The sequence below is a fragment of the Leptospira paudalimensis genome (assembly GCF_026151345.1).
Classification (GTDB): Bacteria; Spirochaetota; Leptospiria; order Leptospirales; family Leptospiraceae; genus Leptospira_A; species Leptospira_A paudalimensis.
This window is the reverse complement of record NZ_JAMQPR010000001.1, coordinates 3,306,592-3,333,284: the sequence shown is the minus strand read 5'-3', so window position 1 is coordinate 3,333,284 and position 26,693 is coordinate 3,306,592. Positions and strand designations below refer to the sequence as shown.

The window sequence follows — 26,693 nt, the reverse complement described above, 5'->3', positions numbered from 1 at the left end:
CATTTTATCATGTAATTCTCTTAGTTGTTATTTCGCATCCCTCGCGAAATGTATTCATACAAAAATTCACCAGTGATCACACCTGGGATGATGACTTTTTGTGCACCGTCAGCGACTAACTTTTTTGCTTCACCCGGCTCATCACTCGTCAAAATGATTTTAGCATTCGGTGCTAATTTGCTAAGAGTGGAAAGCAAACGGTTGTTATTTGTTCCTTTGAGAAAGGAATCAGAGATGGTACAAATGACCATTGAAGCATCATGAAGACCGATATGAGATAAGGAATCGGGATGAGCAAGGTCAGCGTACGCCCATTGGAACCCTTTGTTCGTGAGTTCGTCTTTGAAAGCAGGGTTGTAGTCAGCAATGATGATCCGTTTGATGAGGGATGGTGATAAGTCTTCTAAGTATTCTACAAAGGCACGGGCAATCCGAAAGTATCCTAGGACTATGATGTCACGCACCATTCCGTCTCCATGACCACCGTGTCCACCATGACCGGCTTTCTCTTCTTTACTAGCGTCTTCCGTTTGGTCTGAGATTCCCACGCGAGCGAGTAATCGTTCAAAAGTAGCTGCAATATTATGGTTAAACATAATGATGTAAGTAGATAAAACAGATGCGATGATTGTCGAAGTTAAAATGACAGCTTGTAGTTTGGGAGTAATGTGTTCGAAACCAGCACCTAATGCTAAGATTACGAGGGAGAATTCAGATATCTGAGCAAGGTTTAGTGCCGTAAGAAACCCATTCCTTACACCTTTGTTTAGTTTGATGATGACTGGGGCAATGGTGATCATCCTAACAAATAACATGAGTGCGATAATCGCAGCAGATAACCCAATCACTTCTAAACTGGGAAGCGGAACTTTTAATCCAAGAGCCACAAAAAAGAGAGTCACAAAAAAATCTCGGATACCAATTAGTTTGGAAATCACATCGGCACCATAAGGAAAAGCTGCAATACTCATACCTGCAACAAGTGCTCCCATTTCTTTGGAAAGACCCGCTTCTCCAGCGATCCCACAAACTAAAAAACACCACATAATTGATGTTAGAAGTATTAATTCCGGGCTACTGGCACATGCTTTGTATAACTTAGCTAATACATAACGGCTGACACTAAAACTAAACGCAATCAGTAGTACAATGATTCCAACAGAAGATAGAATTTTTAAAATTTCAGGGTTGTTTAGGTTGGGTTGTACACCCATAAACAAAATAGCCCATATGTCTTGGAAAACCAAAACCCCAACGGTTAATTTACCTGAGAGAGTGTTGATCTCTACCTTGTCTTGCAATAATTTAACAACAATTAACGTCGAACTTAAGGAGAGAGCAACGGCAATATAAAGAAGGTCAAATTTTTCAGAACCAATAGAAAGACCAAAAAATGGAAATACAGAATATACAAAAGCAACAGATAAAGTGAATTGTAAGATACCGAGTGTGAACATCGCCTTTCCCATTTTAGCGAGTTCCGCAAGATTGATCTCAAGACCAATGATGAAAAGAAGTAAGATGAGTCCAATTTCGGAAATGAGTTCAATACTTGCTTCGTTGGTAACGAGTTCGAATCCCATCTCTTTCCCAAGCATCGCTCCACCGATAATGTAACCTAAGATTAACGGTTGTTTGAGAATGCGAGCAATATGACTCAAAACTGTAGCAAATATAATACTGAGACCAATGTCTTGTAAAAGTGACTCTTCCCCGTGCATAGATACCTTCTTTAGGGAAAATTTTAGGAATTCAGTGAGATGTGAAAGTCGTTTTTTTTTCTACATAAGAAATACGACTAAGGAGAAGGAGAATTTTGCAAAAAAGTTGCTGTAGATGCTTGGAAGTTGGCAACTGCGACATGATGATCGTACAATGCCTTAATTTCACGCACGGCTGCTTCCGCACTTGTCTGTTCGCGAATATTCACAAATAAAAGTGTAGAATCTCCCAAAGCAAAACGTTCCCGTTCCATCTCTTCTAGTTTTCTGGCAAGTTCTACTTCATTTTGTGTGACGTTCACTCGTTTGGCTGAAGCAATGACTTCTGAGATTGCGTCTTGTACTTCGGTTTTGATTTTGTCTTTTGAAAATTGTAATTCTTGGTCAAGTTGGGCAATTTTTGCTTCTGCCGCTCCAATCATCCCACGAGGCCTTCTTGTTTGGATGGGGACATTCAAGACAAGTGAAGCTTCTAGTTCTGGTTTAGACCTTGTGACTGAACCTGGCCCTAAGTCCTGTGATCCTGCTACCACCAAGTCCACTTGTGGTTTGAGTGAGTTATAACCCATGTCCTGGTCCACTCGTGCTTTTTCTCGTTTGAATTCATAGTCTTGGATTTCTGGTCGGAACTTCCATGCGAGTTTGATGCTTTTGTCTAATTCAAGCCCTTTGTAATCAATCGGTTTTGGAAATCCTATGGGCAATCTGTCTGTGGATGGTAAAATCAAATTTCCATCCGCAGCACGTAAGAATAAAGACAAATCAATTGCTGCTTTTTGCATCTCACGTTCAGCAGAAACAAATTGTGATTCCCTTTGTAAAATGGCACGGTCATTTTCTGTACCTTCCATTTTGGGAATATCACCTAACTTGATTCTTTGGGCTATTTGTTGTTGTCTGTTCTTTGCAATCTCTAACAAGTCTTTGTTGACCAAGTATTCTTGGCCACTTGCAACCCATTTCCAATACCGTTTGGTTGCTTCTTTGATTACTTCAATTTTTAACTTTTGGATTGATAACTCAGCAAGTTTTCGATCAATGTCTGCTTTCCTAAGGTCGGCTCTGTTTTTATCAATCTCACGGTTTCTCATGAGTGGAACAACAGCACCAGCTCTTACTTCTCCATATTCATTGGTTTCTCTTCGTCCGTCATAAACTGGAAATTTTCCACGACCAATTCGGTATCCAGCAAAAAATGATGTCCCACCAAGTGGAGTTGGTTTTTCGAACACAGTGTCCGCGCCATTATTAGTGTAATATCCAATTGGTTTGGTTGTACCCATAGCTTTGAATTGTAAATCAAAAGCACCTTCAGCTGCTAAATAATTGTATTCTGTTTCTGTTAATAGTTTTTCAGCAGCTAGGACAAGGGGATAGGATTTTTCAACAGACCTTAATAGTTCTGAAAGAGTTAATACTCCTGGTTGTTGGTTGATATAATCTTGTGTATAAATGTTGGGTCCATGTAAGGATTCGAACGGATCTTTTGTTGGATCCGCTTCCAATAAAAAAGAAAAAAACATCCCAAATGGGCATAACAACGCCAATAAAAATCGATTTAATAGCGTTTTCATTTTGTTTTCTCTCCTCCTCCATTCTCATCTAACAACGATTTCATTTCAGGATCATCCATTGGTAAATTTGGAGGGAAATCGTTGAACCTTCTCCACAATTCATAACCAACACTGACTCGATTGAGAAAAATCCATCCTTTTGCTCTTACCCCTTGTCTGAGGTAACGACTCGAAGGCCACTGTCGATCTTCATTATCAGGGATTACAAGGACACGAAAATTTCCTGATCCATTGTCAGTGATGTCCACTAGTTTGACAACACCACCAAAAGTACCAACAGCAGTTTCGGGCCAACCACTGATTTGTAAAACTGGATACCCTTGGAATTGTAAACGAACTTTTCTTCCTTCACCAACTAACGGAATGTCATTCCCTGATATAAATAACTCTACAGCTTTGTCTTCCGCATCTGGGACAAGGATGGCAACTCCATCACCTTCTTTCACTTGTTGTGTGTCTGGATTCACAAGGATTCTCATGATGGTTCCATCTCTTGGTGCAAACACTTCCTGATTTTCTTGTCTTGATAACCTTGCATCTAATTTAGGTAGTTCTTCTAAAACTCTCGCAACCTCAGATTGTGCAGAAGCAAGAGATGCCTTTGCATCATTAATAGATGCTTCAGCATCTTGTTGGACTTTTCCTGTATCACTATTTAATGCTCGTTCTTCTTTGACAGCGGCATCATAAGTTGCCCTTGCACGATCGAGACCGGTTTCTGCATTTGTATGATCAAGTTCTGCAAGTTCTAATGTACGTTTGGAAGTTAAACCCTTTTCCCATAATTGTTTTTGGCGGTCTAAATTGAGATTTGCTGTTTTTAAGGCAGCTTTTGCGGCATCTACTGCTTGTTCGCTGGCACGAACTCTATCCCTCGCCATCATCATACGAGAATCGGCTGCACTCACAGCACTTCCCTTTGACGAACGTAAACTTAATATCCTAGAACGGATGTTATCTTCTCTGGAGCGAGCAGCTTCGAGTCTTTGTAAGAGTGCATTTCTTTCTTCGCGAATCCTAGTGATAAAATTGGGATCATTGTCCGAAATATCAATAATAGGATCTCCTTTTTTAACACGAGTACCTTCATGGACATGCCATTTAACAACTCTACCACTAATTGGAGATTCAATTACTTGTTGGCGATCTAGTGGCGCATATGCCACGACTCTTCCAAAACCCATAGTGGTTTGTTGCCATGGAACATAAAGTAAGATGAGAACACTAAGAAAAAAAATAACCGTTAAGATATAAGCTAAACTTTGTGCTGGAAGCGCAGTTTGTACCAATCGATATGATGGCAGATTTTTGCGAAGTTTCCATTTGGGTGACATATTCGTTTTCATAGTGGATTATGAATTAACCTTTAAGGAATGAGAATCATCTTCTAAGCGCAGGATTTGGTCCATTTGTCCCAGTATGGTTGGTGATTTGGATACAATGAATACTGTCCATTCCCGATTTTTTTGGAGCAAAACTTTCAAACAAGAAGTTAACAAAGGTGGTGGTAATTGGTCAAGAATTCCATCAATCAGGATCAGTTTCGGATTTCCAATGATAGCTCTTGTTAGGATTAACAATGCAGATTGGACATTGTCAAAAGGATGCCCAAAAGTTAACAGTTGTGTGTGGATTCCTTGTGGTAAAGATTGAATTGTTTTCCAAAGTCCTAAATCTTCTAATAGATCTCGTATTGTAATCAGAGAAATTTCTTCGCGTCCCACTCGGATATTTTCTAAAATCGTTCCTTCAAAAATTTCATTCCCTCTGATGAGAACTGTATACGATTGAATCTGCTCTTTTGAAACTTCATGGATATTTTGATGGTTGTATTCAACAATTCCAGAGTTTGGTTCTCTTAGTCCGCTGAGTAAATCAAGTAAGATATGCGCATCGTAAGGTGTATTGGAAGTGACACCGATTGTTTTTCCTGCTTGGACTTTTAAATTGAATTGGTTGAAAATTTTATGTCCGTTGGCAAGTGAATAATCTACTCCTGATAATTGAACCTGGATCGGTCCTTTCGGAATTTCAAAAGGAACTGTTTTAGCAGTTAATGTCGGTAAATGGAAAACCGAATTAATTTTATCAACTGCTGCTATTAAACTATAAAAACTATCCAATTGTTTTCCAAACTTGGATATATCATTTAGAACCTTTGCAATCACTAATTCTGCGGCAACTAATTGTCCAATTGTAAGTTGTCTATGAATGACCAAATAACCACCAATCCCTAAGACAATTGCACTTGCTAACGCTTGTATGCCGACAAGTCCAATGATTTGTTTGATGTAAACAGAGAAGTATTTTTTACGAGCAAAAAGATAATCGCGGATAATAGAATCTGCTCTTTCAATTGCAAAATGAGACCCAAACGTAGAATGAAATAAAGCGGAATGCCTCGAAATTTCCTCGAGCCATGCAGCTACCTTATACTTCTCTTTTGAAATTTTGATGTAGTTTTCAGAAGCAGGTTTTCCTAGTTGGTAGATTACAACGTAACCACCAACAACCAATATAAACAAAGAAAAAACAATAAAGATAGGATGGTAAAATGAGATGAGTACGAATCCGATAACGGTTGTTAAGACAACTGCTAATCCATCAACCAATAATGAATGAATGGATTTTTGAATGGTCATTGTATCAAAAAATCGATTCACAAGTTCAGGATTATGGTGTTTGTCTAAGGCATCTTGTTTGATCCTTGGAAAACGAACAGCAAACTCAGTGGCGATCCTAACAAACACTCTTCTTTGTAAAATTTCTACGACATAAATTTGAATGGTTTGCATTGCTCCTGCAAAACCCAAAAAGAAGACAACTAAGAAAGTTAGAATGATGACAGGTTGTAATAAAACCCCGAAGGCAACAATATTGACTAAGGAAGAGGTTGCAACTGGAACAACTAAAGATAAAATTCCAATTCCAATTCCATAAATAAAAACAATCCAAACATCCTTTGACTCAATGCGTATGAGATGATAAATTTGTTTGATTGCATTTTTGACTGCAGAGGATGTGGAATGAGATTCCTTTTGCGATGAAAAGGGAAACATTGGTTCTGCGACAATCCAATCCACAACATCCTTTGTTGATTTGATTTCGAATACTTTTAGAAATTCTTTTTCGGAAACCCATTCTTCATCACCAATATGATTGTGTAAAGGTCGTATGAGATAAGAGGATGCATGGTATCCTAAAATCGCATAAAATTCAGGAAGACCAAGTTCCTTATTTTTAATTTGAAATAAAAAAGGTGCTTCTTTTGTGATATAACTCCGAATCTCCAAAATGGATTTTTGGACGAAGTTAAGTTTAATTTGGTATTGGTGAGAAGCTGCTATTAAGTAATCGAGGAATTCCAGTTTTGCTTCATGTGGGAATTTGCTACGAAGTGATCGGAAACCTTCCAATATTTGGCTAGGGACAGATTGGATACTTAAAGATTCGGATAAAAAATCTAAAATGGACTGAGCGAGAGACTCACCAGTCGAAAGTCGTATGGGAAGTTCGATTTCCTTTGTTTTGAAGAGTTGGCTTCGGAAATGGCGAAGCAACGATTTTATTAATTTTAACATGTGAATTTCAATTCGTGCTTTAGACTCCTCTTGACAAAACTTAGTTTTTGATTTTCTATTTTTGGATAGAGGATTCTATGAAAATTTTTTATTCTATTTTAGCTTTATTCATTGTCGGCATTTTGGGGCCAATTGTTGCAGAAGAAAATTGTGAATATGAGTATGATCCGAACAAAACCAACTTAGAATGGACAGCGTTCAAGTTTACTGAAAAAACAGGTGTTAAAGGTAAATTTGATAACATTCGAGTGACGGGAAAAACGAAAGACAAATCAAAGTTTGGTGTCGCAGAAAAAATTCGATTCCAAATTGACAGTTCGTCCGTGAACTCATCCAATCCAGACCGTGATGCCAAAATCAAAAAGTTTTTCTTTGGATCTGTAAAAGGAAATCATAAATTAACAGGTCATTTTTCAGACCTCTCATCGGGAGAAACTGGCACGGCAAAATTACACCTTCAATTTGGAAAATTCAAAACATCAGTTCCCGTAAACTTTGTATGGAAAGAGGATACGGTAGAAGTAGTGGGAACAGTGGATGTGGCAACTCTTGGTTTAACACAAGGTTTATCTAAATTAAATGCCGAGTGTAATGATTTACACAAAGGTGCAGATGGAGTGAGTAAACTTTGGCCTACAGTTGATGTGAAAGTAGTTTCCACATTGAAAAAAGTTTGTAAGTAATTACAGATTGTTTTAACGTAACAAAGATTTGTTAACTTAGGTTTGGGTAAGGACGGTGAAGTTTTAGATGGACAAAGAAATTCAAAACTATCATCAATCTTTATCCCAAACAGAACAAGAAATTTGTAACTTGTTGTATGATGTGATTAATACATCACTTTCAAAATCTGAACATAAAATTTGGCATGGGCATCCTGTTTGGTTCCTGAATGGAAATCCTATTGTAGGTTATAGTAAACGAAAATCATGTATCCAACTTCTCTTTTGGAGTGGCCAAAGTTTTGAGATAGAAGGCCTCACACCAGAAGGTAGTTTTAAAGCAGCAGTAGCTCGATTTACAGATGTAAAACAAATCAAGAAAAAAGATCTAAAACTATGGCTTACCCAATCAAAAAAAATACAGTGGGATTATAAAAACATTGTAAAACGAAAAGGGAAACTAGAGAGACTCAAATAAATTGAGTCGTTCCATCATGTTAAATATAAGTATAAAAAAACTATCTGCAGATAATTTGTTTGAGTTTCTAGATCTCATTCGTGTTTTTGAAGATGTATTTGAAATGAAACAGTTTCAAATGCCAAACGAGAGTTACCTTCAATCTCTTTTATCACGAGATGATTTTTTTGTGTTTGTTACATTAATTGATGGAAAGGTAATCGCTGGACTCACTGCTTATCTATTGAGACAGTATTATTCCGAAAGACCACTGGTTTATATTTTTGATTTAGCGGTACAAACGAAATGGCAACGAAAAGGAGTTGGTAAAACATTAATTCGAAACATCAATGAATATTGTAGAAAAGAGGGCATGGAAGAAGTATTTGTCCAAGCAGATGTAGCTGATGAGTATGCTTTGGATTTTTACAGATCTACAGGTGGTCTACCAGAAGAGGTTATACACTTCACGTATCCTTTAAATTAATTCTTTTCATTTTTTTAGTTCTCTTATTAAGAAACTTCCTCTCTCTGAATTTGTTTACATAAATTTGGAATCGAATGAATGTATGTCATTACGAGGCCATTTATGAAATATATTTTTGCATTCTTTTTCCTAATTGTGATTGGGTGTAACACGCAGCAGAAAATCAATCACCAAAAAAATCCAAATGAAAACGATACTATTCAACTCAGTGAATCGGATCTTTATAAAGGTCCTGATTTACTCATTCCTCCCAATTCTACTGGATTTCAATATTCAAGTTACCTTCCAATTTCGTTTGATGAATTCCTAGAACGAGGTTTTAGTGAAGAAAATTCGAAAGGAATGAAAATATTCAATTCGAGAAACAAAATCATATTAAAACTCACGGCATATCCAACAAAAAATTTGGATTCGGATGAAATTGGAAGCAGGGATACGTTTGCTCTTTTTTATCCAAATATGAAAGCCATCATTCATATTTATGATTCTAAGTTAAAATTTAAATACAAAGACCAAAATTTTTTATTCATTTTTCAATCCCAATTGGTTCCTTATTTACGATCGGAAGTGAAACTTGGCGATTTAGTTGGATTATTTGTACTACATGCTACCTACGATGAATTTTCAAATACACATGTGATACTTGTGAATGAATTTCATAAATACTAAATCAATTCTTTATGGAATAACTCCTAACTGATTCACAAATGGATATGTCCTGCTAAGTGCTTACCTGTTTCTAAGTACGTTTTTAGATTGGAAAGAACACTTGGCCATCCAGACGAAATGCCATTAAACATTTGTGGGTCTAAATCTAAGTGAGTGACAGTCAATCGAACAAGTCCATTTGCATAATTGGAAATTTCGAACGTGACTCGAGAGTGTTTTGATTCATCGTCTTTATCTTTCGGTCGTGACCATGAAATCACTAATTTGTTAGGAGGATCTATTTCCAAAACTTTACCTACGATATCAACGGTTTTTGTTTCATCCATCTTCACATGTTTCCACTCCGATCCAAGTTTCCATTCTGATACATTGATATGAGCAGGATTTTTGGACAAAGGATCTGACCAATACTTACTTGTGATTTCTGGATCGGTGATTGCATTCCATACCTTTTCTGGTGTACTTAAAATAAATGTCACATAAACAAAGTTATATTGTTCCATGGCTTTCTCCTTCCAATTGTGTTTTGATTTCGTGTAAAAATCCTAAACGATTCTCTTCAAATTTACGTACCCATCGTTCATAAACTTCGTAAATCGGAACAGGATTGAGAAAATGAAGTTTCTCTCTTCCTTTCCAAACCACTGTTACCAGGTTTGCCTTGACCAAAATCTCGATGTGTTGGGAAGCCGATTGCCTTTGCATGTCGAGTTTTTCGCAGAGTTGGGTCAGAGTTTGTCCATTTTTAGAGAATAGAAGGTCTAGAACCTTTCTCCGGTTCGGATCTGCCATTGCCTTGAATATGAGGTCTGTCCCTTTTCCTTCTTTTTGCACGTAATTTTATTATGCAGGTAAATACCTGCATGTCAAGGAGATTTTTGAACTTTAAGTGCAAAGTGTTGGGATTGTCACAAAAGTTTAGGTGGAGTGAGTTATCTTTGGCCTATAGTTGGTGGGAAAGCAATATGAACCAGTTATGAGATGCTAATCCCTTCTTTTTTCAATAAACTCAAAAACTCAGATTCCGAAACCAATTTCACGCCTAGTTCCTTTGCTTTGTCTAGTTTGGATCCAGCACCTGGCCCATAGAGTAGGTGAGTGGTTTTGGAGGAAACCCCTGTTACTTTTTTACCACCATGTTTTGTGATGAGATCCATGGCTAGGTCACGAGGTTGGAAATTTTCGAAACTTCCAGTGACACACCAACTTTGCCCAACAAATGGTTGTAATTCGCTTTTTTCGGTTTGGTCTGCTTCAAATTTAAGACCAAGTTTGATGAGGGTGTTTACCAGTTTTAAAGTTTCTTTGTCTTTGAGGTGGGTGAGTAATGCATCTATGGTTCGTGGTCCTATGCCATGGATCGCCTTAAGTTCTTCGGCTGCTGATTTTGATTTAGCTAAAGTGAGCAGTTTATCCCAGGAATCATAACCATTTTCTATGAGGATTTCAGTCACCTTAGGACCAACTTCATTTAGACCAATGGAAGGAAGTGTGAATCGAAAGTCTTTTTCTTTTGATTTTTCAATAGCATCAAATATGATTTTTACAGATTTATCTCCGAAACCATCTAACTCTAGTATGGTAGGTTTGTATTTTTCTAAAGTATATAAGTCAGGAATGTCTTTTACCCAACCCTTTTCAAAAAAAATCTGAATTTGCCTTTCGCCAAGTCCTTCGATGTTCATTTGTTTTTTGCTACAGAAAAAGATGAGTTGGTTTAGTTTCCTTTCTGGGCAATGACGATTTGTACAAAACAAATCAACGGAATCATCGACTTTCGTTAATTTTGTGTTACACGACGGACATTCTTTAGGTAAAACAAAAACAGTTTTGGGAGGAAACGTTACTTTTTCCACCGCGGGAATGATCTCACCACGTTTGGAGATGAGTACCTTGGCACCGATTCCAGCGCCAAGTTGATCGATATAGTCTTGGTTGTGTAAGGTGGCGTAAGTAACTGTAGTTCCAGCAAGGGAAATCGGAGTCACTCTTGCTCGTGGTGTGACTTTACCAGTACGACCAATTGCAAAATCGATTTCTTCTATCGTTGTTTCTTTTAGTAGTGCATCAAACTTAAAAGCCCTCGCCCAACGAGGGGAATGGCTTGTTTCTCCGAGGTTTTCCCGTAAGTTTAAGGAATCAAGTTTGATGACAAGTCCATCCACAGGGAATGGCATTTTATCTTTTTTCTTTCGGAACGATTCAATTTCTTTGATTAATTTAGTTCCAGAAAGTATAGTTGTGTCAGGAGCTAAAGGGAATTTTTCTTTTTTTAACACATTTAAAATATCTTTATGAGAATTGATTCCTTTTCTTGAACTAGAAAAATAAACATCATATACAAAGATTCTTAACGGTCGTTTTGCGACCTCAAGTGGATCTTTTTGTTTGATAGAACCTGCGGCTAAATTTCTAGGATTGGCAAATTTTCCACCATACTCTTCATTAAATTCTTCAAAATCAGCGAAGGTCATAAAAATTTCGCCACGAACTGTGAGGTTCATTGGCTCTGATAGGTTTTGTGGAATGGAAGAAATGGTTTTCACATTTTCTGTGACGATATCACCAATTCCACCAGTACCTCTTGTCACACAATTGGTAAGTTTTCCATTTTCATAGTATAACAATATGGAGGCGCCATCAATTTTCCATTCTAAGGAATAAGTTTCTTCCACACCGGTTTTTTCTAACCATTCGGAAAGTTCAGATTCATTATAGGTGTTTTCTAAAGATAATACAGGAACTTTGTGTTTGAATTTACTAAATTGCGGGCTAAGGTCTGAACCTACTTGTGTTGTAGGTGATGAGGAATCTGCTAATTGGGGATTTTCTTTTTCTAATTTTTGGAGTTCTTTAACAAGAAGATCAAATTCTTTGTCAGATATGATCGGAGCATTGTTTTTATAATATAAATCATTGTGACGATTGATTTCTTTACGAAGTTCCAAAATTCTTTTTTTTGGATCTTCGGCTTTTGTTTTTTTAGGCAATCAGTATACTCCCGCTTGCATGTATTGTTCTGGATCCGTTTTTCCTTCCTCGGAAATAAAAATTTCATAATGAAGGTGAGGTCCAGTAACATTTCCTGTTGCTCCAACTTCTGCAATTTGTTCTCCAGCTTTTACTTCTTGTCCTGAACGAACATAAATTCTAGAACAATGACCGTATAACGTACTAAAGCCGAAATCATGTTGGATGATGATATGATGTCCGTATCCCACGTTGGAGTATGTGACCCTAACAACTCTCCCTGGTGCAGACGCATAGATAGGTGTTCCAACAGCATTTGCCATGTCTAAACCATCGTGGTATTCCCAATAACCAGTAGTAGGTGATTTACGCATTCCAAATGGAGATGTTAAATTATAGGAATACATTGGATTAAACAATGGAGAGCGAGATAAGATATCTGACCTTTGGTATAAAAATTGAAAATTTGCTTCTGCCAATCGTTGGTAATTATCCATTCGATGTTTTAATTGTCTTAATTCGTAAATTTCACTTAGATACTTACGACCTACATCCAATTGTTTGTCTTCTTTTTCTTCTTTTTGTAAAGATTCAATGGCTGATGATTCAATCCAATCTTCTGCTGGAATTTTTAAGAGTTCCTCATCATTCCCATCTATCAACGTAAAGAGTTCCAACATGTTTTCGTTGAGTTTGGAATACTCTTCCTTCATTTCTTCTAATTGATTGGCATGAGTGATATAAGTATCAAAATACGTTCCATAAATTTTGGAAAGTTGGTTGATTTGAGTTTGTGTATTATTGGAACCAACAATTCCATAAATTGCTAAACTCAATAGACCTAAAGTGAGGCCTAAAAAAAATAGGATGGTAAAGTGTGAAATCTGGAAGTGGAAGGAACTATCGTAACCATGGGGGATGACAAGAATGGTCATCCTTTGGTGACCTTTTTCTTTCACCTTATCAATCTGTTTCTTGATTTTCGGATTGTCTTGTGAAAAAACAGACGTAATCTCTTTAATTTTTTTCTTCATGACGAACCGCGATTCCTACATAAATAAGACGCTCCGATTCCTTTCACGGGTCAAGTGGAAATCCCTGTTTCTGGGATTGTTGGTTATTTTTGGAATTCTTAGTTTTGTCACATTGGCATCCAATTTGGGATTTTGGATTCTGTATGAAAATTCAGTTCACACCAATCATCCTTCGGAAATCCCTGAGGCAGATGTTGCCATTGTTCCTGGTGCTGCCGTGTATGGAAAAACTCCATCTCCTATCCTAATGGACCGTTTGGCTTGCGGATTAGAGCTCTACAAAGCGGGTAAGGTCAAAAAAATCTTACTCTCTGGTGATAATGGAAAATCAGATTATAACGAACTTCGACCAATGCTCGAGTACATGTTGTCCCACCAAGTGAAACCTGATGATATATTTGTGGACCATGCTGGTTTTCGGACTTTGGATACACTCATCCGAGCAAAAGAAGTATTTTTGGTAACCAAAGCAATTTTTGTAAGCCAATCCTTTTTTTTACCAAGAGCAATGTATCTTGGAAAAGAGTTAGAACTAGAGTTATACGGTTACGAATGCAATTTACGAACCTATAAAAAAGAAACGTATTATCTCTTTCGAGAATTTTCAGCAAGGATGCTTGCTTGGTGGGACATCCAATGGGACACACCTCCCAAGTATTTAGGAAAACCATATCCCATTGAAGGGAGTGGGATGAGTACTTGGAAAGGATCAATACCGGTATCAATTCCGAAATGAAGTTCCACTTAAAAATTTCATACCAACTGACCAAAACAATTTTGGTTAGTATTGTTTCTTTTATCATCTTACTGAAGTTACCACCACTATTGTTTGCTGCAAAAAGTGAAGCCAAAGTTTTTAATTTTGGTATGTACCATTTGATTCAGAATCCTTGGACAGAAAATACACAATGGGATCAATTTTTGACACCTTGGATTTTATGGGTTTCTGGTCTCATTTCAAAACCAGAGGATCTCGTTTTCATTTTAAATTGTATTACAATCCTATCTGGGGTCATTCTTGTTGGATTGATTTCCTATCAACTTGATTGGTTATTAGGTTTAACAGTTTGTTTCCTTCTCTCATCTTCCCCACTATATTTAATCTTTCAAACTTGGATTGGTTTTTCTGATCCATTTACATTTTTACTGGTATCATTGTATTTGATTCTTTTGTATTCAGAATTTTTACCAAAGTTAAAAACCTTTGGTTTATCTTTGGTTTTATTTTTAGGAATGACCAATCATCTATTTCAGATGTTGTCACTCGTGTTACTTGTGAATGTTTTGTATCTGGTATATCATCAAGATAAAATCAAAATGTTGTTCGGTGCATTTTTGTTAGCATCTGTTTTATATACGTTGTTTTTAGTTTCTATTTTTACGTATACATCCATTGGTTGGAACCAAACACGTGTTTCTGTATTTTCACAAATGTGGGGCAATGAATTTATCCGCATGAACCAATCGGAATTGTTTCTTGGAACTGTTGGTTTATTCCATGGACTATGGCCCTTAGTGGTTTACATCATGTACCGAATGCCAATCTCTCTATTAGGATTTGTTTTTTGTTATCTCCTTTCCATGATGACTTATGATACAGGGCGTGTTTTTGCAATCCTATCTACACCCATTCTACTATTGTTATCCATTCAAAATTGGCAATCCGCATCCATCATGGAAAAAAGAATTTGGATTTTGTTCTCCATTGCTTCACCCATCATCTGCAAATTGTATCCACTATTTTATAAATGGGATGGAAAGATTATCTATTTACAATGAAGAGTTTCTTTTAGAAAATTCAAATCATGAGAGTATACTTTGTTCTATTGGTTTGTATATTTTATACATCCACAGTATTTGCGCAGTCCATACCATACTTACAAAACGACCAAAAACCAATTGTCACAAAAGAGTCACTGAAGCGAAGAAGGAATCTTTTAGAATGGCACCAAATTGCAGGTCTAACAACCTTAGCCCTTTGGTTAGCTACCAATTTGGAAGGTGATAAAGCGTCTGAATCTCTGTATCGAAAATCAGACCAGTTTGCACAGGGCCTTCTCCTCGCAAACCCACAGTATGCTGCAAATGATCCAATGTATTTGGTGGCACTGAGTCCACTCAATCGGCATAGTATCGCAGCTGATTATTTTTTACTGAAAGACCCAACCAATAATGCCGGATTGTATTTTGCCTTAAAAGCAAATGAAGAATGGGAAGCAAAACGTTCTGGCGATCTTCATAAAAACTTAGCGATGGCAACGTTTAGTATGTATGCCATTACGGCAGGTTTGGCATTTTTTTCTCCTTCAAAAATTGACACGGATGTTGAAAACGAAACCGATGGGCCAAGAATTTATAGTCCAATCTTTGCGCACAAAGCAATGATTCCGATTCATTTAGCTTCCATGTTATTGTTACCTGGACTAGGTGCAAGGATCGAAAAAGAAGGCCCGAGAGCAGCACACCAAATGGAACAAGTTGGTTGGGCGGGATTTGGTGCCATGTCGATCGCATTGCTTGTGATTACGTTTTAAAGGAAAGGAAATGGTTTTTCGAATGAAAAAGTTTATCTTAACACTTATCATTTTATTGTCTGGAATCCAATTACATGCAATTGAAGTTTCAAAAAAGAAGATTGAGTTTTTAGTCGAACATACAACTAAAAATGTAACAGGTGTTTGTACGGAGATCCAATTAGGCAACCTTAACTTACAAAGTTCAAATGGAAAATACAATCTAAAGAGTCCGTTTGAAATCAAAATTCCAATTTTAAAAATTTCATCTGGTGATTCCAATCGTGATTCCCATATGCAAGAAATATTGGGTTATCCCGATTCACCTCTCATCCAAGTCAAAATAGAATCGATTTTACCTTCGAAAACAAACGATCAAATCTATACCATCAAAGGTAAATTGATGATCCATGGAAATACGAGGGATTTTTCATCCGATGCGAATGTAAAAGTTTTTGAAGCAGGTGAGTTACAAGTGGATGGTGTAGTCGTCGTAAAATTTTCTGAATTTGATTTGGAAAATCCATCGTTACTCTTTATGAAAGCAAAAGATGAAATCCAAGTGAAGTATCATTTCCAACTTAAATAAAATTCTTTTAAATCTTCAAATGGAACCAACTAGGTACCAATTAACTCTACCAAACGATTGTATTTTAATATAATTCGTTTGGTCATCTCTTCCCCCTTTTTGTTGATATCTGGATGGTATTTTTTTAATAATTCTTTGAATTTCTTTTTTACATCAACAATTGTCGCGCCAGGTTCTAAATCAAAAAAAGTGAGAAGATCTTTCACTTCTGAAGATACAGATTGAACGACTTTTTTCTTCTTTTTCTTTTTGGTTTCTCTAAATCTACCATATAATTCATAATAGGTGCGATCTCTAAATTCTCGAGTGATGTCACGAAAGTTTAAAATTTTTGTAGGGATCAGGCTTTTTAAGTATTCATACAAAAATTCTTCTGCACCAAATTCCGGATGGATTTCATATTTTTCTAAAAACTGATGGATGGACCTACGAACAAAAAAATCAATTTCAAACTTATCCATCAAATAAGAATCCACTGCATCATCAAAATCGATAGTTGCTGCAGTCAGTAAAAGCAAAAGTTCTTGGTCCAATCTGTGGTTTGCGATTGTTTTTTGGATGAGAGATTTATAAGATTCACGAAGTTCATATAACGGTCGTTCGCTAAAAAAAATACCAGCTTTTAAAAACTCTTCCGCAACTTCATCTAATTCTAAATTCCAAGCTAAAAAATCTACCAAGAGGTCACCGTCAACTTCATGGAATCCACCAGAAAGTGTCATTTGTGGTTTGCTCGCTTTAAACTGGTAAACTTTGCGTAGGCATTCTTCCTTTCGTATTTCTAAGAGTTCGGAGAGTCGGTCATAAGACAAAAACCACTGCATGGCTTCGGAAACGTTTTGCAGTTCAAAAATGACATCATGCAAAATCTGTTTGGACTTTTTTGTTTCCGTTTTTTGGACCATAAATTTGTCTCTTAAACCAATTCCATATCGGGGTGACTTTTTTGCTAGTGAATCCTATTCCATTTTCTGAACTGGAGATATGAGTCACCATATTTCTGAACATCCATCTTTACAACCATTTGATATTTCCGAGTACAAAGGACTACGAGGTAAGAATTTTTACGATATGGATCCAGCCTTACAACGGATGGTAGAAAGGTATTCAGAAACATACAATCCATCTCACAAACAAGCGATGGTCGATCACATTCGGAAATACGGAGAGTTGGTTGGTGGCATTTTAGATGAACTCACTGAAGAGTGCCATAAGGAAGGTAAGTATGGGGAAGTGATCAAATATGATCGAACAGGCAAACGAATTGATTTTATAAAATACTCTGAAGAACAAAAATTAGCACGGAAAATATCCTATGACCATGGTGTTGTCAATTTAGACTTCCACCCAGAATGGAAATACGACTTTACACATATCCATCGTTATGCGTTGACTTATTTGATGAATCTAAATGGAGAAGGTGGAGTTGCTTGTCCCTTGGCAATGACGGATGGAATGATCCTTGCTTTAAAAAAGATAGGAACAGAAGAACAAAAGAAAAAATACTTACCCCTGGTTGCTGGTAAAGGAAGTGAGTCTCATTTTATGGCGGGACAATATGTGACCGAACGAGTGGGTGGGAGTAATGTATCTGCCAACCGAACCATTGCCAAAAAACTTCCCAACGGCAAATGGGAGTTAACTGGAGAAAAATGGTTTTGTTCCAATCCAGGTGATTTGTGGGTAACAACTGCGAAAATGGAAGGAACCAATACGGTGGGAATGTTTTTAGTTCCAAGGATCAAAGAGAATGGAGAACTGAATGGCCATCATATTCTTCGCAAAAAAGACATCATTGGTTCTCGAGGAAAAATTACTGTCGAGATCATTTATGATCGTGTGGAAGCAGAAGAATTTGGACGACCTGGCCATGGACTTGTCAATTTAATTCGATATATCATCAAAACATCACGCCTTCATGTAGGTCTTGGTTCCTGTGGAAATGCTAGGCGATCCGTAATGGAAGCATCCGAATATGCAAAGTTTAGAACAGCTTACGGGAAAAAAATCTTAGAATTTCCATCCTTTGTGAAAACACTTGCTGAGATGCAAATTTTACAAACTGCAAATAGTTTTGTCAATTTTCGTTCAGTTCATCTTGCAGAAATGGATCATGATGCAGCAGAAATCACAGTTCCACTTCTCAAATACAAATCTTCTTCCCAAGCAAGTTATATTACACAAAAAGCAATTTTAACGTTAGGTGGAAATGGTATTATAGGAGATTTTTCTCCATTGCCAAGATTACATAATGATTCCATTATCAATGAAACTTGGGAAGGAACACATTTGATCATTACAGATCATTGTTTGCATGCGTTACAAAAACCAAAAGTATATACTGCATTCCAATCACTACTTGATGGATTAATAGCTCATGTGGGAGACATTTCAGAATTAAAAACTGTTCATTCAATCTTCCAAGAAAAACGAAAGGAATTAACCTATTGTTTAAAAGAAGAGTCAAAAGATTGGAAAGACATGAATCGTGTTTATATCGCAGATTTAACTTACCAAGTATTTGTTTTGGCAGAATTGATAGAACAAACAGTCCATGACGTTAAGGCAAACCTACCTACAAAATACTTATATTTTGCGAAAGGATATGCGGAAATGGTTCGTGATGGGATCGAAGCACCAAGACAAAAAGATGGCGTATTTTTTGATCCTAAAGCGCTGGAGACGTTTCTTTCTTTTTAAAATAGAATGGAAAATTTTTTATTATTGGGAATTTGTTTTGGTCTTGGATTATTCTTTCGCAGACTACCACAGTTTCCCGAAAACACTCCCAAAGTTCTGAATGGTTTTATTCTCTTTGTATCTTTACCTTCACTCGTTTTGTACCATGTCCATGAATTAAAAATCAACGTATCTGCAATTATGCCAACCTCAATGCCATGGTTGGTATTTGGATTTGCATTGGTGTTTTTTTTGATTTTATTCAAACTTAAAATTATGTCATTTCCAACAACTGTCTGTTTGGTTTTAACAGCAGGTCTTGGGAATACTTCCTTTGTTGGATTTCCATTATTGGAAACCTACCTTGGTAAGGAATCGTTAGGGTATGGAATTCTTGCAGACCAACTTGGTACTTTTATGGTATTAAGTTTTCCTGGGATCATACTTGCCTCCATTGCAATGGATGGTAAATGGGATATAATAACCTTGGTCAAACGAGTCCTTGGATTTGCTCCTATATATGCTTTGGTTTTTGCCATAGTAACTAGGCAAATCGAATATCCAGATTCTTTAAAAATCGTATTACTTCGTCTAGGTGATACCTTAACGCCTCTTGCTTTGGTCTCAGTTGGATTTATGTTAGATCTGAGAACAATCGCGGGTCATGGGAAGTATTTACTGTTAGGATTAGGATTTAAATTAGTATTAGCTCCTATTCTAGTTTATTACGTTTATAGACCAATCCAAAACGATCAATTGTTATTCCAAACTATACTATTGGAATCAGCCATGGCGCCAATGGTCACTTCAACTGTCATAACCATTGAAAAAAACATATCACCACATTTAGCAAGTCTTATGTTAGGAATTGGAATTCCACTGTCTTTTTTAACGACCTATTGTTTGAATTTTTTAATTAAAGGAAACTTCATTTGAACATTAAATTTTTATTACTTCTGATCCTTGCGATGGTTTCTTGGGGATTCTCTTGGCCCATTGCCAAGATGATTGCAGGTTCGGTACCGGTTCCTGTATTAGTGTTTTGGAGGTTCCTTGCTACCTTTTTATCAGTCATTCCAATTTTGTTTGTTATGCGATTGCCAATCCGATTAAAATCAGGAAAAGATTATTGGAATGTATTCATCGGTGGGATCATTTACACATTGTACAATCAATTTTTCTTTTTGGGTTTAAAGAATGGATTACCAGGTGCTGGTGGTGTACTTGTTACAACTTTAAATCCTATTGTAACGTTTTTTATAGTATTTTTAGTTCAAAAAAAATCTATCAGTAAACGCCAAGTTTTAGGGCTATTTTTTGGTTTTATTGGTGGATTGGTAATTCTACAAGTTTGGAAAATAAGTATCGATTATCTTTTGTTATCTGGTAACTTATTCTTTTTGTTATGTTCCTTTGTTTGGGCGACACTTTCACTCAATAGTCAAAAAACTGGGAAATCAATGTCTCCGATTACCTATAGTTTTTATGTCTATGGCGTTGGATCTATTTTAGAACTTTTATTCTGTTGGAATGACCCTAACTTTTGGAAGGTTTGGGATTTTGGGTATAAGTTTTGGTTTGCAATTTTTTATCTGACTGTGATCTCAACTACCTTTGGAACAACTGTTTATTTTTATGCAGCAACAAGACTTGGATCCGAAATTGCGAGTAGTTTTATATTTATCGTTCCTCTGTCTGCCTATTTGAGTAGTTATTTCATTTTGGATGAAGTTGTTCAAATTCCAGTGATCATTGGTGGTGCATTGGCAATGTTAGCAGTATATCTAATCAACTCAAAACACAAAAAGAAGGAATCAATCATTTCATGAGACCAATCTCTTGGAGAAAAAGATTTAAGATTTGGCTATATAATTTTTATCCACCTTACATAGGTGCGGGAATACGGATTAAAAAGATAGCAAAGGATTTAACTTCATTCGAAGTGGAAATGAAGTTAAGATTTTACAATCGAAATTATGTTGGTGTACATTTTGGTGGTTCTTTGTACTCAATGTGTGATCCTTTTTTTATGTTAATTTTATTAGAAACATTAGGTTCTGATTATATTGTTTGGGATAAAATTGGATCAATGAGCTTTATCAAACCAGGTAAGGGAAAAGTGAAAGCTAGATTTTCGATTCCAGATGAGGAAATCCAAAAGATCAAAACTGAAATTGAGGCAAAACGAAAAGGAGAATTTCATTTTACCACAAATATCTTTGATGAATCGAATAGTATAGTTGCTACACTAGATAAAACTATCTACATTCGGAAACGAGGAAAACTTCCGATACAAAATGTTTAGTCTTTATTCAGTTATCTTAAGTTTTAATTCAGTAGCAGCATCAAATGAAAGATAACTAGTATTTTTTGTCTTCATCTTCAGGAATCATACTTGCATAATACAGTAGAAGAGCGTCATTTTTAGAATGAACCATTCGATTTGCCTCTTCTATCATTTTACGTTTTTCTAAAATCTTTTTACCTTTCTCCCAAATTTCTTCAGGATCCCGGATCAAATAATTACCATCATGTCTTGAAATAAAGTCTTCAATTAACATTGTACTTTGAGAGACTTCTACTGAATAATCATTCTCCACTAAGATCTTTGCAACGATTTGATTTGGTAAAATCTTATGGTATTGTTTCCAACCCTTTGTGATACGATAACTCAATTCAATGGTAGGATCTTCTGTATGAGCATATTCCGAAATCGGAATCGGATCACAAAATTCAACGTAAACATTGGATCGTTTTGCTAAAAATCCTGCCATCCCAAGTTCTTCTGGTATATTGCAGAACTGGTTATCTTCAGGAACGGTTTCATATGAGACTGAGATCGGTACAATCACAATCTCTGTTCCAGAACTTCGGAATGCATTTACTGCCGTAGTGAGCAGTCCCGTTTTTACTGGTACAATTGCACCGGTTCTTGATCTGGTTCCTTCAGGATACACTAAAGATGGAATTCCTTGTTCAAGCATCACTTGTGAATATAGTGTCAAACATTCAAGATACAAACTATTCCTAGTTCGTTCTCGATCCACTGCATAAGCACCCAACGATTTTAACATCCACTCCCAAAATGGATTGGACATTAAATTGATACCTGCCGCATAACGAGGAACAGGTAATCCTAAATGAAATAGTGAATAAGCAACTTCAACCGAATCTAAATGTGATCTGTGAGTCGGTGCATATAACAAGTTATACTTAGAGGAGAGAGCTTTTACAACTTCCGTTTTACCACCGATATGTGGGATCATGGAACCTTTGAGAAAACCACCAGAAAACAATCGAATCGGTGCAACAAATCTTAAAACAGACTCACGTACTGTCGGGCTATAATTATCGGCGATTTCATTTACATAAAAACGAACCAACTCTTTGATGGAAGTGAGTTCTTCATCTTTTTGGCAATTTTGGAATCGTTGCCAAATTTCGATTTCTGATTCAAACTTAACTTCTTCTAGTTTTTGTTTTTTACGTTTCGCTTTTGTAAGTCGTTTTTGAGTGGATTCAATTACAGCAGAAGATTGTTTTTTCACTCTGCTAATGGTACCTGGAACATTGCTGATTTGTTTTAGGATTCGATCTACTAATAGATTATGAAAATCAATTCCAGAGGTAAGATTGAGCCCAACTTTCTTTTGGACCACAAGCGGAATGTTCTTAGCTTCTGTTTTTTTACCGCAGATTAAATCGATGAGTGAACCAGGTGGTTGTTTACGGGTTAATACATCGAATAAAGTTCTGTGAAGGGTAAAGGGAAGGCGAATCTCATTGGCAAGTTCGATGAGAATGCTGAGTGCATAGGTTCCTTCCACGTTATCGTGCCATTTTGTGGATTCTCTCTCAATGAAGGAACGAGGAGCAAAAAAGATTTCGATTCGATCTTTGATACTTAATTTTTCTCCACCTGACAAAAGTTCGCCTACAATCTTTTGACCAAACCCTCTGTTTCTGCTTTTGTTACTTGTTGCAGTTGTGATAAAATCTGCGAGTCCAGACCTACCCATCACAGTGTCAGGTCTTGCACCATAACGCATCGCAAGGTCTCTTACTTCTTGGAAACCAACTGAGAGAATTTCTCCGAGTAGGTTTGATCCATAACGAGGCAGTAAGGATACAATCCCACTGGCAATCGCCATTGGATTTTTTGCCACTCCCACAATTTCCATTCCAATCACATCATCTGTAACTGAAGTGTTGATGAAATGAGATGTATAAACTTCAGATAAATATTCAGCTGTGATTTTATCAGATGAACCTATATTAAAAAAACTGAATTTTTCTTCTAAGATTTCGCCTAAAAGGGAAGGGCCGTTAACAACAGCCACTGAAGCATTATTAAAATTCCTATCACTTAAGTAGTTTTGTAAATATTGAGAGTAAGTGATGAATCCTGTTTTTTTACGATTTTTAGAATCCAAAATTCCTTTTGTTAAAAAAGAAAATACATAATTATTAAATGGTTCTAAAACTTCAATGAGACTATGGACACTGTCCAAAAATGATCGGGAAGGAACAGCTATATGAAATGCCCAATCATCTCGCCCAAATGCATCTAAACTTGACACGATGTCAATGTGATCGGGAAGTTCTATTGTCTTTCCCATAATTTCTGTTTGGCGGCGTTTCTTTAGGAGCTCAACAAATTCTTTGTCAGGTATCCACAAAGTGATAGAATCATACTTTTCAGCCAGTATGGAAGCGATAATGATACCCATTGGGCCACTACCCAAAACTGCTTGTTTTAAGTCGTTATAGGTTATTTGCATAAAAAATTAACATTTAAATATTTCGGGAAAGTCTCATTGTATTTGTTTGCTTGAAACGAATTGAGTCTATCGAAAAAGTATCAGGTGAGTATAAATCGTCAAGTCACAATGATTCGAGCAGGTCTTCTATTTTCGACTCTTTCCATTTTTCCAGCCATCTTTGGCTTATACCAATCGTGGCTCGGACTCACCCCCGCCCAAGAAATCAATTTAGCAATTGCTCTGGTTGTTTCCTTCCTTTGGGTCACTGAACTCATCCCATTATATGTCACAGGATTTTTGGTTCTTTTTTTAGAGTTGGTTTGGTTGATTCCAGGTTGGGGTCCAGGTGCTCCAAAAACGATTACTTTTTTATCTTGTTATTTTTCGGAGACCATCTTACTCTTCTTAGGTGGTTTTGTGATCTCCAGTGCGATCAGTTTTTATGGTCTTGATGTGACCATTGCTAAATTTGTGATCAAAAATACGAAAGGTTCAGCATTTTTACTCGTTTTATCATTAGGTTTTGCCACTGCCTTTTTGTCTTGTTGGATGAACAATACGGCAACAGCCGCCATGATGTTAGGACTTGTCTCTTCCATGATGAAATCTTTGGATGAGAATAGCCCTTTACGAAAATCAATTTTGTTTATGGTTCCTTTTTCCGCAAATTTAGGTGGGATTGGAACACCAGTTGGAACCCTTCCCAATGTGATTGGAATTGCCTATTTACAAGAAAAAGGGTTTCAGATTGGATTTTTGGATTGGATGGCGTTTGCGTTTCCAGTCTTCATCCTTTCCGTTTTGGCTCTTGCTGGAATTTTGTACATTGTGTACCTAAAAAAAGAAAAATCCATCCAATCAATTCGATTGATCCAAGTGCAAGAGGAGAACACGTCTGTTTCTTCCCAAAGAAAACTGATCTCGATTGTGATCATTCTTATCACAATTCTCGGATGGATTAGTTCTGATTGGCATGGAATTTCCAATGGAACTGTCGCATTATTTCCAGTGATTGTTTTTTTTGGATTTTCCCTTTTGGATCTAAAGGAATTTCGAAATTTATCGTGGGATGTTTTAATCCTTATGGGAGGTGGAATTGCTCTCGGAAAAGCTTTTGAAGAAACCGGACTTGCCAAACATTTTGTTACCTTGTTAATGTTAGGTGACTCAAGTCAGTTAGGATTGTTTTTATTTTTTTCGATTTTGTCTTTGTTTCTCTCTTGTTTTCTTAGTAACACAAGTGTTGCAAATTTGATCTTACCCATTACCATGGGACTTCCTACGGATCTCATTTTACCGGCGGCCATTGGCGCAACCATAGGTGCCTCTCTCGCGATGCCATTACCTGTCTCAACTCCTCCCAATGCATTGGCTTTCAGTTATGGTGGCATTCGGAGTTTAGAAATGGTAAAAATAGGTGGGTCCATTTCCATCGTGGCATGGGTCTTTTTTACCGTTGTGGGAGGATTCCTTTTGCACCAATTGCACATTGTGGATTTTTCTAAGTTTTAAAAAAAAGACTTTTCCTTGGTTTCTCATCCGTTAGCCTTCTCACGGATTATGATTCGATTTCGAAAATTCGCACTACTAGTCTTATGTTCCCTTTTTTTTCTCTCATCTTGTTATAATTATATGAGTGAAGATGTGCCTATTGTCACAAGACCCGATTTTAAACAACAAATCCCACTGTTATCCATCAAAGTTTCCACTCCTGAAAACAATAAAAACAAAAGGGAAATCACAGCATTATATACAAAATATCTCTCGGAAACTGGTTATTTTGGCAGAGTATTGTCAGATGGTGTCAGAGCAAACCATCACATTGACATTTACACCAGTGAAGTGAATGAATACGAACATTTCTGGGTTTCGTCGATATCAACAATCTTTATGATAGGAACTGCAGGATTATTACCGTCTATTTACTCGAAAGAACGTGTGTTACATGCAGATTTTTATTTAAACGATAAACTGATTGGCCGAGAAAAATACAGGCAAAAACATTCTACATTGTTTGGAATTCCATTTATGTTTATTTGGGAAACTGGAATCAAAGAAGCAAAAACCATCCAATACAATAAAGAAAAAAATCTCATCCATAATGTCGTACAAGATTATAACCGTTACTTATAGGAGTTGTCATGAAATTACAAACAAACACAAACCAAACACCAAAACAAAAAAATCCTTCTCTTTTAGGAATTAGTTTTTTAGCTCTTTTTGTATTCACTTTGTGCAAAACTCCGGAAGTCAAAAAGGCTCCTGTTGTAGTGGTGGAAGAACCTAAAAAAGTAGAACAAGTTGTTGAAAAACAAGATCCTAATTTAGCATTTTTAGAAAGTATCGAAGATGGAAGGGAACTTCCCGATTCCGATAAATGGAAAGTAGAACAATATGAGTCTTTTAATGAGGATACATTTCCTTCCTATGGCCCTGCAAATGCGACAATTGATTTTGCAAAAGTAGACTATCCTTTGTTAAATGCTGCTATCTTTTATGTAACATCAAAAGAAAGAAAACAATTAGGCTTACGACCATTTAAGTATTCAGAACGTTGCGAACAAGCTGCCTTTGGACATGCACAGGACATGGTGACTTATGATTTTTATTCGCATACAAGCACTGTAAATGGAAAAGAAACTCTAAGGGATCGATTGGATTTAGTAGGTTTTTCAGAAACTTATTCCGCTGAAAATATCATCAATGCATTTGGAATCCAATACCAAAGTGGACGACCTGTTTTCACACCTGCACAAAATGGCGGACCATTTTTCAGTTACACAAAGGCAGGAACACCAATCCCAAATCATACCTATTTAAGTTTAGCAAAAGCAGTGGTAGAAATCTGGTTCAATTCTCCAGGACACAGAAAGAATATTCTCAATCCAGAGTTTAATTATATGGGAGCAGGGGCTTACTTTTATAAGGATAAAAAATTCTTTGATGTAGACAAAGTCAAAGCGGTGCAGGTTTTTACTGGTAAACCTTAATTGA

At 36.7% G+C, this 26,693-nt stretch carries 25 protein-coding genes; 15 read left to right on the top strand and 10 right to left on the bottom strand.

Features of this window, described 5'->3' with window-relative positions:
- Window positions 1-20: 20 nt before the first annotated feature.
- The 4 genes from ND855_RS15410 to ND855_RS15395 form a co-directional block, all read right to left on the bottom strand.
- A complete protein-coding gene (locus ND855_RS15410; protein WP_265359066.1) occupies window positions 21-1,721 on the bottom strand; it encodes a cation:proton antiporter in 1,701 nt (566 codons plus the stop codon).
- A gap of 77 nt (window positions 1,722-1,798) precedes the next feature.
- On the bottom strand, window positions 1,799-3,295 hold the full coding sequence (locus ND855_RS15405) for a TolC family protein (protein WP_265359065.1): 1,497 nt from the start codon (window positions 3,293-3,295) through the stop codon (window positions 1,799-1,801).
- Window positions 3,292-4,629 carry an HlyD family efflux transporter periplasmic adaptor subunit gene (locus ND855_RS15400; RefSeq protein WP_322113578.1) on the bottom strand — a complete coding sequence of 446 codons (1,338 nt, stop codon included), beginning with the start codon at window positions 4,627-4,629 and terminating at the stop codon, window positions 3,292-3,294. The genes ND855_RS15405 and ND855_RS15400 overlap by 4 nt, the downstream gene beginning before the upstream one ends.
- Before the next feature lie 18 nt (window positions 4,630-4,647).
- Window positions 4,648-6,876 carry an ABC transporter transmembrane domain-containing protein gene (locus tag ND855_RS15395; RefSeq protein WP_265359063.1) on the bottom strand — a complete coding sequence of 743 codons (2,229 nt, stop codon included), beginning with the start codon at window positions 6,874-6,876 and terminating at the stop codon, window positions 4,648-4,650.
- 77 nt (window positions 6,877-6,953) lie between these two features.
- On the opposite strand from ND855_RS15395, the gene ND855_RS15390 reads away from it, so the two are divergent.
- The 4 genes from ND855_RS15390 (at window position 6,954) to ND855_RS15375 (ending at window position 9,151) form a co-directional block, all read left to right on the top strand.
- A complete protein-coding gene (locus ND855_RS15390; protein WP_265359062.1) occupies window positions 6,954-7,559 on the top strand; it encodes a YceI family protein in 606 nt (201 codons plus the stop codon).
- A gap of 67 nt (window positions 7,560-7,626) precedes the next feature.
- Window positions 7,627-8,016 (top strand): DUF1801 domain-containing protein, encoded by a 390-nt coding sequence (locus ND855_RS15385; protein WP_265359061.1) that lies wholly within the window; start codon window positions 7,627-7,629, stop codon window positions 8,014-8,016.
- Between the two features lie 16 nt (window positions 8,017-8,032).
- Window positions 8,033-8,482, top strand: a complete 450-nt coding sequence (locus ND855_RS15380; RefSeq protein ID WP_265359419.1) for a GNAT family N-acetyltransferase — start codon at window positions 8,033-8,035, stop codon at window positions 8,480-8,482.
- Between the two features lie 102 nt (window positions 8,483-8,584).
- On the top strand, window positions 8,585-9,151 hold the full coding sequence (locus ND855_RS15375) for a hypothetical protein (protein ID WP_265359060.1): 567 nt from the start codon (window positions 8,585-8,587) through the stop codon (window positions 9,149-9,151).
- A 32-nt stretch (window positions 9,152-9,183) separates the two neighbouring features.
- Here the strand turns inward: ND855_RS15375 and ND855_RS15370 are convergent, their stop codons facing one another.
- The 4 genes from ND855_RS15370 to ND855_RS15355 form a co-directional block, all read right to left on the bottom strand.
- Window positions 9,184-9,654 carry an SRPBCC family protein gene (locus tag ND855_RS15370; protein ID WP_265359059.1) on the bottom strand — a complete coding sequence of 157 codons (471 nt, stop codon included), beginning with the start codon at window positions 9,652-9,654 and terminating at the stop codon, window positions 9,184-9,186.
- Window positions 9,641-9,985, bottom strand: coding sequence for an ArsR/SmtB family transcription factor (locus ND855_RS15365; RefSeq protein WP_265359058.1), 345 nt, complete (start codon window positions 9,983-9,985; stop codon window positions 9,641-9,643). The genes ND855_RS15370 and ND855_RS15365 overlap by 14 nt, the downstream gene beginning before the upstream one ends.
- A 140-nt stretch (window positions 9,986-10,125) precedes the next feature.
- Window positions 10,126-12,141, bottom strand: a complete 2,016-nt coding sequence (ligA, locus tag ND855_RS15360) for an NAD-dependent DNA ligase LigA (RefSeq protein ID WP_265359057.1) — start codon at window positions 12,139-12,141, stop codon at window positions 10,126-10,128.
- A complete protein-coding gene (locus tag ND855_RS15355) occupies window positions 12,142-13,155 on the bottom strand; it encodes a M23 family metallopeptidase (RefSeq protein ID WP_265359056.1) in 1,014 nt (337 codons plus the stop codon). It lies immediately after the preceding gene.
- Here ND855_RS15355 and ND855_RS15350 point away from each other — a divergent pair.
- Genes ND855_RS15350 through ND855_RS15335 form a run of 4 tightly spaced genes read left to right on the top strand, consistent with a single transcriptional unit; the run spans window position 13,154 to window position 16,257 of the window.
- Window positions 13,154-13,891, top strand: a complete 738-nt coding sequence (locus ND855_RS15350) for a SanA/YdcF family protein (protein WP_265359055.1) — start codon at window positions 13,154-13,156, stop codon at window positions 13,889-13,891. The two genes, ND855_RS15355 and ND855_RS15350, sit on opposite strands and share 2 nt — an antisense overlap.
- Window positions 13,855-14,934 (top strand): hypothetical protein, encoded by a 1,080-nt coding sequence (locus tag ND855_RS15345; RefSeq protein WP_265359054.1) that lies wholly within the window; start codon window positions 13,855-13,857, stop codon window positions 14,932-14,934. Before ND855_RS15350 ends, ND855_RS15345 begins: the two co-directional genes overlap by 37 nt.
- Window positions 14,935-14,960: 26 nt before the next feature.
- Complete coding sequence (locus ND855_RS15340; protein WP_135605348.1) at window positions 14,961-15,689, top strand: hypothetical protein; 729 nt, start codon at window positions 14,961-14,963, stop codon at window positions 15,687-15,689.
- Window positions 15,690-15,711: 22 nt separating this feature from the next.
- Window positions 15,712-16,257: a YceI family protein gene (locus ND855_RS15335; RefSeq protein ID WP_265359053.1), complete on the top strand. Its 546-nt coding sequence runs from the start codon at window positions 15,712-15,714 to the stop codon at window positions 16,255-16,257.
- A 29-nt stretch (window positions 16,258-16,286) separates the two neighbouring features.
- Here the strand turns inward: ND855_RS15335 and ND855_RS15330 are convergent, their stop codons facing one another.
- Window positions 16,287-17,162, bottom strand: coding sequence for a molecular chaperone DnaJ (locus ND855_RS15330; RefSeq protein WP_265359052.1), 876 nt, complete (start codon window positions 17,160-17,162; stop codon window positions 16,287-16,289).
- 79 nt (window positions 17,163-17,241) lie between these two features.
- Here ND855_RS15330 and ND855_RS15325 point away from each other — a divergent pair, with 79 nt between their 5' ends.
- Genes ND855_RS15325 through ND855_RS15310 form a run of 4 tightly spaced genes read left to right on the top strand, consistent with a single transcriptional unit; the run spans window position 17,242 to window position 21,241 of the window.
- Entirely contained in the window at window positions 17,242-18,957 is a 1,716-nt protein-coding gene (locus ND855_RS15325; RefSeq protein ID WP_265359051.1) for an acyl-CoA dehydrogenase family protein, read from the top strand.
- 6 nt (window positions 18,958-18,963) lie between these two features.
- A complete protein-coding gene (locus tag ND855_RS15320; protein WP_265359050.1) occupies window positions 18,964-19,872 on the top strand; it encodes an AEC family transporter in 909 nt (302 codons plus the stop codon).
- Complete coding sequence (locus ND855_RS15315; protein ID WP_135605339.1) at window positions 19,869-20,765, top strand: DMT family transporter; 897 nt, start codon at window positions 19,869-19,871, stop codon at window positions 20,763-20,765. Before ND855_RS15320 ends, ND855_RS15315 begins: the two co-directional genes overlap by 4 nt.
- Window positions 20,766-20,770: 5 nt before the next feature.
- On the top strand, window positions 20,771-21,241 hold the full coding sequence (locus tag ND855_RS15310; protein ID WP_265359418.1) for a DUF4442 domain-containing protein: 471 nt from the start codon (window positions 20,771-20,773) through the stop codon (window positions 21,239-21,241).
- Between the two features lie 55 nt (window positions 21,242-21,296).
- Here ND855_RS15310 and ND855_RS15305 read toward each other — a convergent pair whose 3' ends face one another.
- Window positions 21,297-23,717 carry a 1-acyl-sn-glycerol-3-phosphate acyltransferase gene (locus ND855_RS15305; RefSeq protein WP_135639549.1) on the bottom strand — a complete coding sequence of 807 codons (2,421 nt, stop codon included), beginning with the start codon at window positions 23,715-23,717 and terminating at the stop codon, window positions 21,297-21,299.
- A 108-nt stretch (window positions 23,718-23,825) separates the two neighbouring features.
- Here ND855_RS15305 and ND855_RS15300 point away from each other — a divergent pair, with 108 nt between their 5' ends.
- Genes ND855_RS15300 through ND855_RS15290 form a run of 3 tightly spaced genes read left to right on the top strand, consistent with a single transcriptional unit; the run spans window position 23,826 to window position 26,689 of the window.
- Entirely contained in the window at window positions 23,826-25,211 is a 1,386-nt protein-coding gene (locus tag ND855_RS15300; protein ID WP_322113577.1) for a DASS family sodium-coupled anion symporter, read from the top strand.
- A gap of 48 nt (window positions 25,212-25,259) precedes the next feature.
- On the top strand, window positions 25,260-25,832 hold the full coding sequence (locus tag ND855_RS15295) for a hypothetical protein (protein ID WP_207762624.1): 573 nt from the start codon (window positions 25,260-25,262) through the stop codon (window positions 25,830-25,832).
- 8 nt (window positions 25,833-25,840) lie between these two features.
- Window positions 25,841-26,689, top strand: a complete 849-nt coding sequence (locus tag ND855_RS15290; RefSeq protein WP_265359048.1) for a CAP domain-containing protein — start codon at window positions 25,841-25,843, stop codon at window positions 26,687-26,689.
- The last annotated feature ends 4 nt before the right edge of the window (window positions 26,690-26,693 follow it).

Excerpts from the sequence above, each read along its gene's own strand:
- ND855_RS15410 (WP_265359066.1), bottom strand. The coding sequence starts at position 1,721 with ATGCACGGGGAAGAGTCACTTTTACAAGACATTGGTCTCAGTATTATA.
- ND855_RS15405 (WP_265359065.1), bottom strand. The coding sequence starts at position 3,295 with ATGAAAACGCTATTAAATCGATTTTTATTGGCGTTGTTATGCCCATTT.
- ND855_RS15400 (WP_322113578.1), bottom strand. The coding sequence starts at position 4,629 with ATGTCACCCAAATGGAAACTTCGCAAAAATCTGCCATCATATCGATTG.
- ND855_RS15395 (WP_265359063.1), bottom strand. The coding sequence starts at position 6,876 with ATGTTAAAATTAATAAAATCGTTGCTTCGCCATTTCCGAAGCCAACTC.
- ND855_RS15390 (WP_265359062.1), top strand. The coding sequence starts at position 6,954 with ATGAAAATTTTTTATTCTATTTTAGCTTTATTCATTGTCGGCATTTTG.
- ND855_RS15385 (WP_265359061.1), top strand. The coding sequence starts at position 7,627 with ATGGACAAAGAAATTCAAAACTATCATCAATCTTTATCCCAAACAGAA.
- ND855_RS15380 (WP_265359419.1), top strand. The coding sequence starts at position 8,033 with ATGTTAAATATAAGTATAAAAAAACTATCTGCAGATAATTTGTTTGAG.
- ND855_RS15375 (WP_265359060.1), top strand. The coding sequence starts at position 8,585 with ATGAAATATATTTTTGCATTCTTTTTCCTAATTGTGATTGGGTGTAAC.
- ND855_RS15370 (WP_265359059.1), bottom strand. The coding sequence starts at position 9,654 with ATGGAACAATATAACTTTGTTTATGTGACATTTATTTTAAGTACACCA.
- ND855_RS15350 (WP_265359055.1), top strand. The coding sequence starts at position 13,154 with ATGACGAACCGCGATTCCTACATAAATAAGACGCTCCGATTCCTTTCA.
- ND855_RS15355 (WP_265359056.1), bottom strand. The coding sequence starts at position 13,155 with ATGAAGAAAAAAATTAAAGAGATTACGTCTGTTTTTTCACAAGACAAT.
- ND855_RS15340 (WP_135605348.1), top strand. The coding sequence starts at position 14,961 with ATGAGAGTATACTTTGTTCTATTGGTTTGTATATTTTATACATCCACA.
- ND855_RS15335 (WP_265359053.1), top strand. The coding sequence starts at position 15,712 with ATGAAAAAGTTTATCTTAACACTTATCATTTTATTGTCTGGAATCCAA.
- ND855_RS15330 (WP_265359052.1), bottom strand. The coding sequence starts at position 17,162 with ATGGTCCAAAAAACGGAAACAAAAAAGTCCAAACAGATTTTGCATGAT.
- ND855_RS15325 (WP_265359051.1), top strand. The coding sequence starts at position 17,242 with ATGAGTCACCATATTTCTGAACATCCATCTTTACAACCATTTGATATT.
- ND855_RS15320 (WP_265359050.1), top strand. The coding sequence starts at position 18,964 with ATGGAAAATTTTTTATTATTGGGAATTTGTTTTGGTCTTGGATTATTC.
- ND855_RS15305 (WP_135639549.1), bottom strand. The coding sequence starts at position 23,717 with ATGCAAATAACCTATAACGACTTAAAACAAGCAGTTTTGGGTAGTGGC.
- ND855_RS15300 (WP_322113577.1), top strand. The coding sequence starts at position 23,826 with ATGATTCGAGCAGGTCTTCTATTTTCGACTCTTTCCATTTTTCCAGCC.
- ND855_RS15295 (WP_207762624.1), top strand. The coding sequence starts at position 25,260 with ATGATTCGATTTCGAAAATTCGCACTACTAGTCTTATGTTCCCTTTTT.
- ND855_RS15290 (WP_265359048.1), top strand. The coding sequence starts at position 25,841 with ATGAAATTACAAACAAACACAAACCAAACACCAAAACAAAAAAATCCT.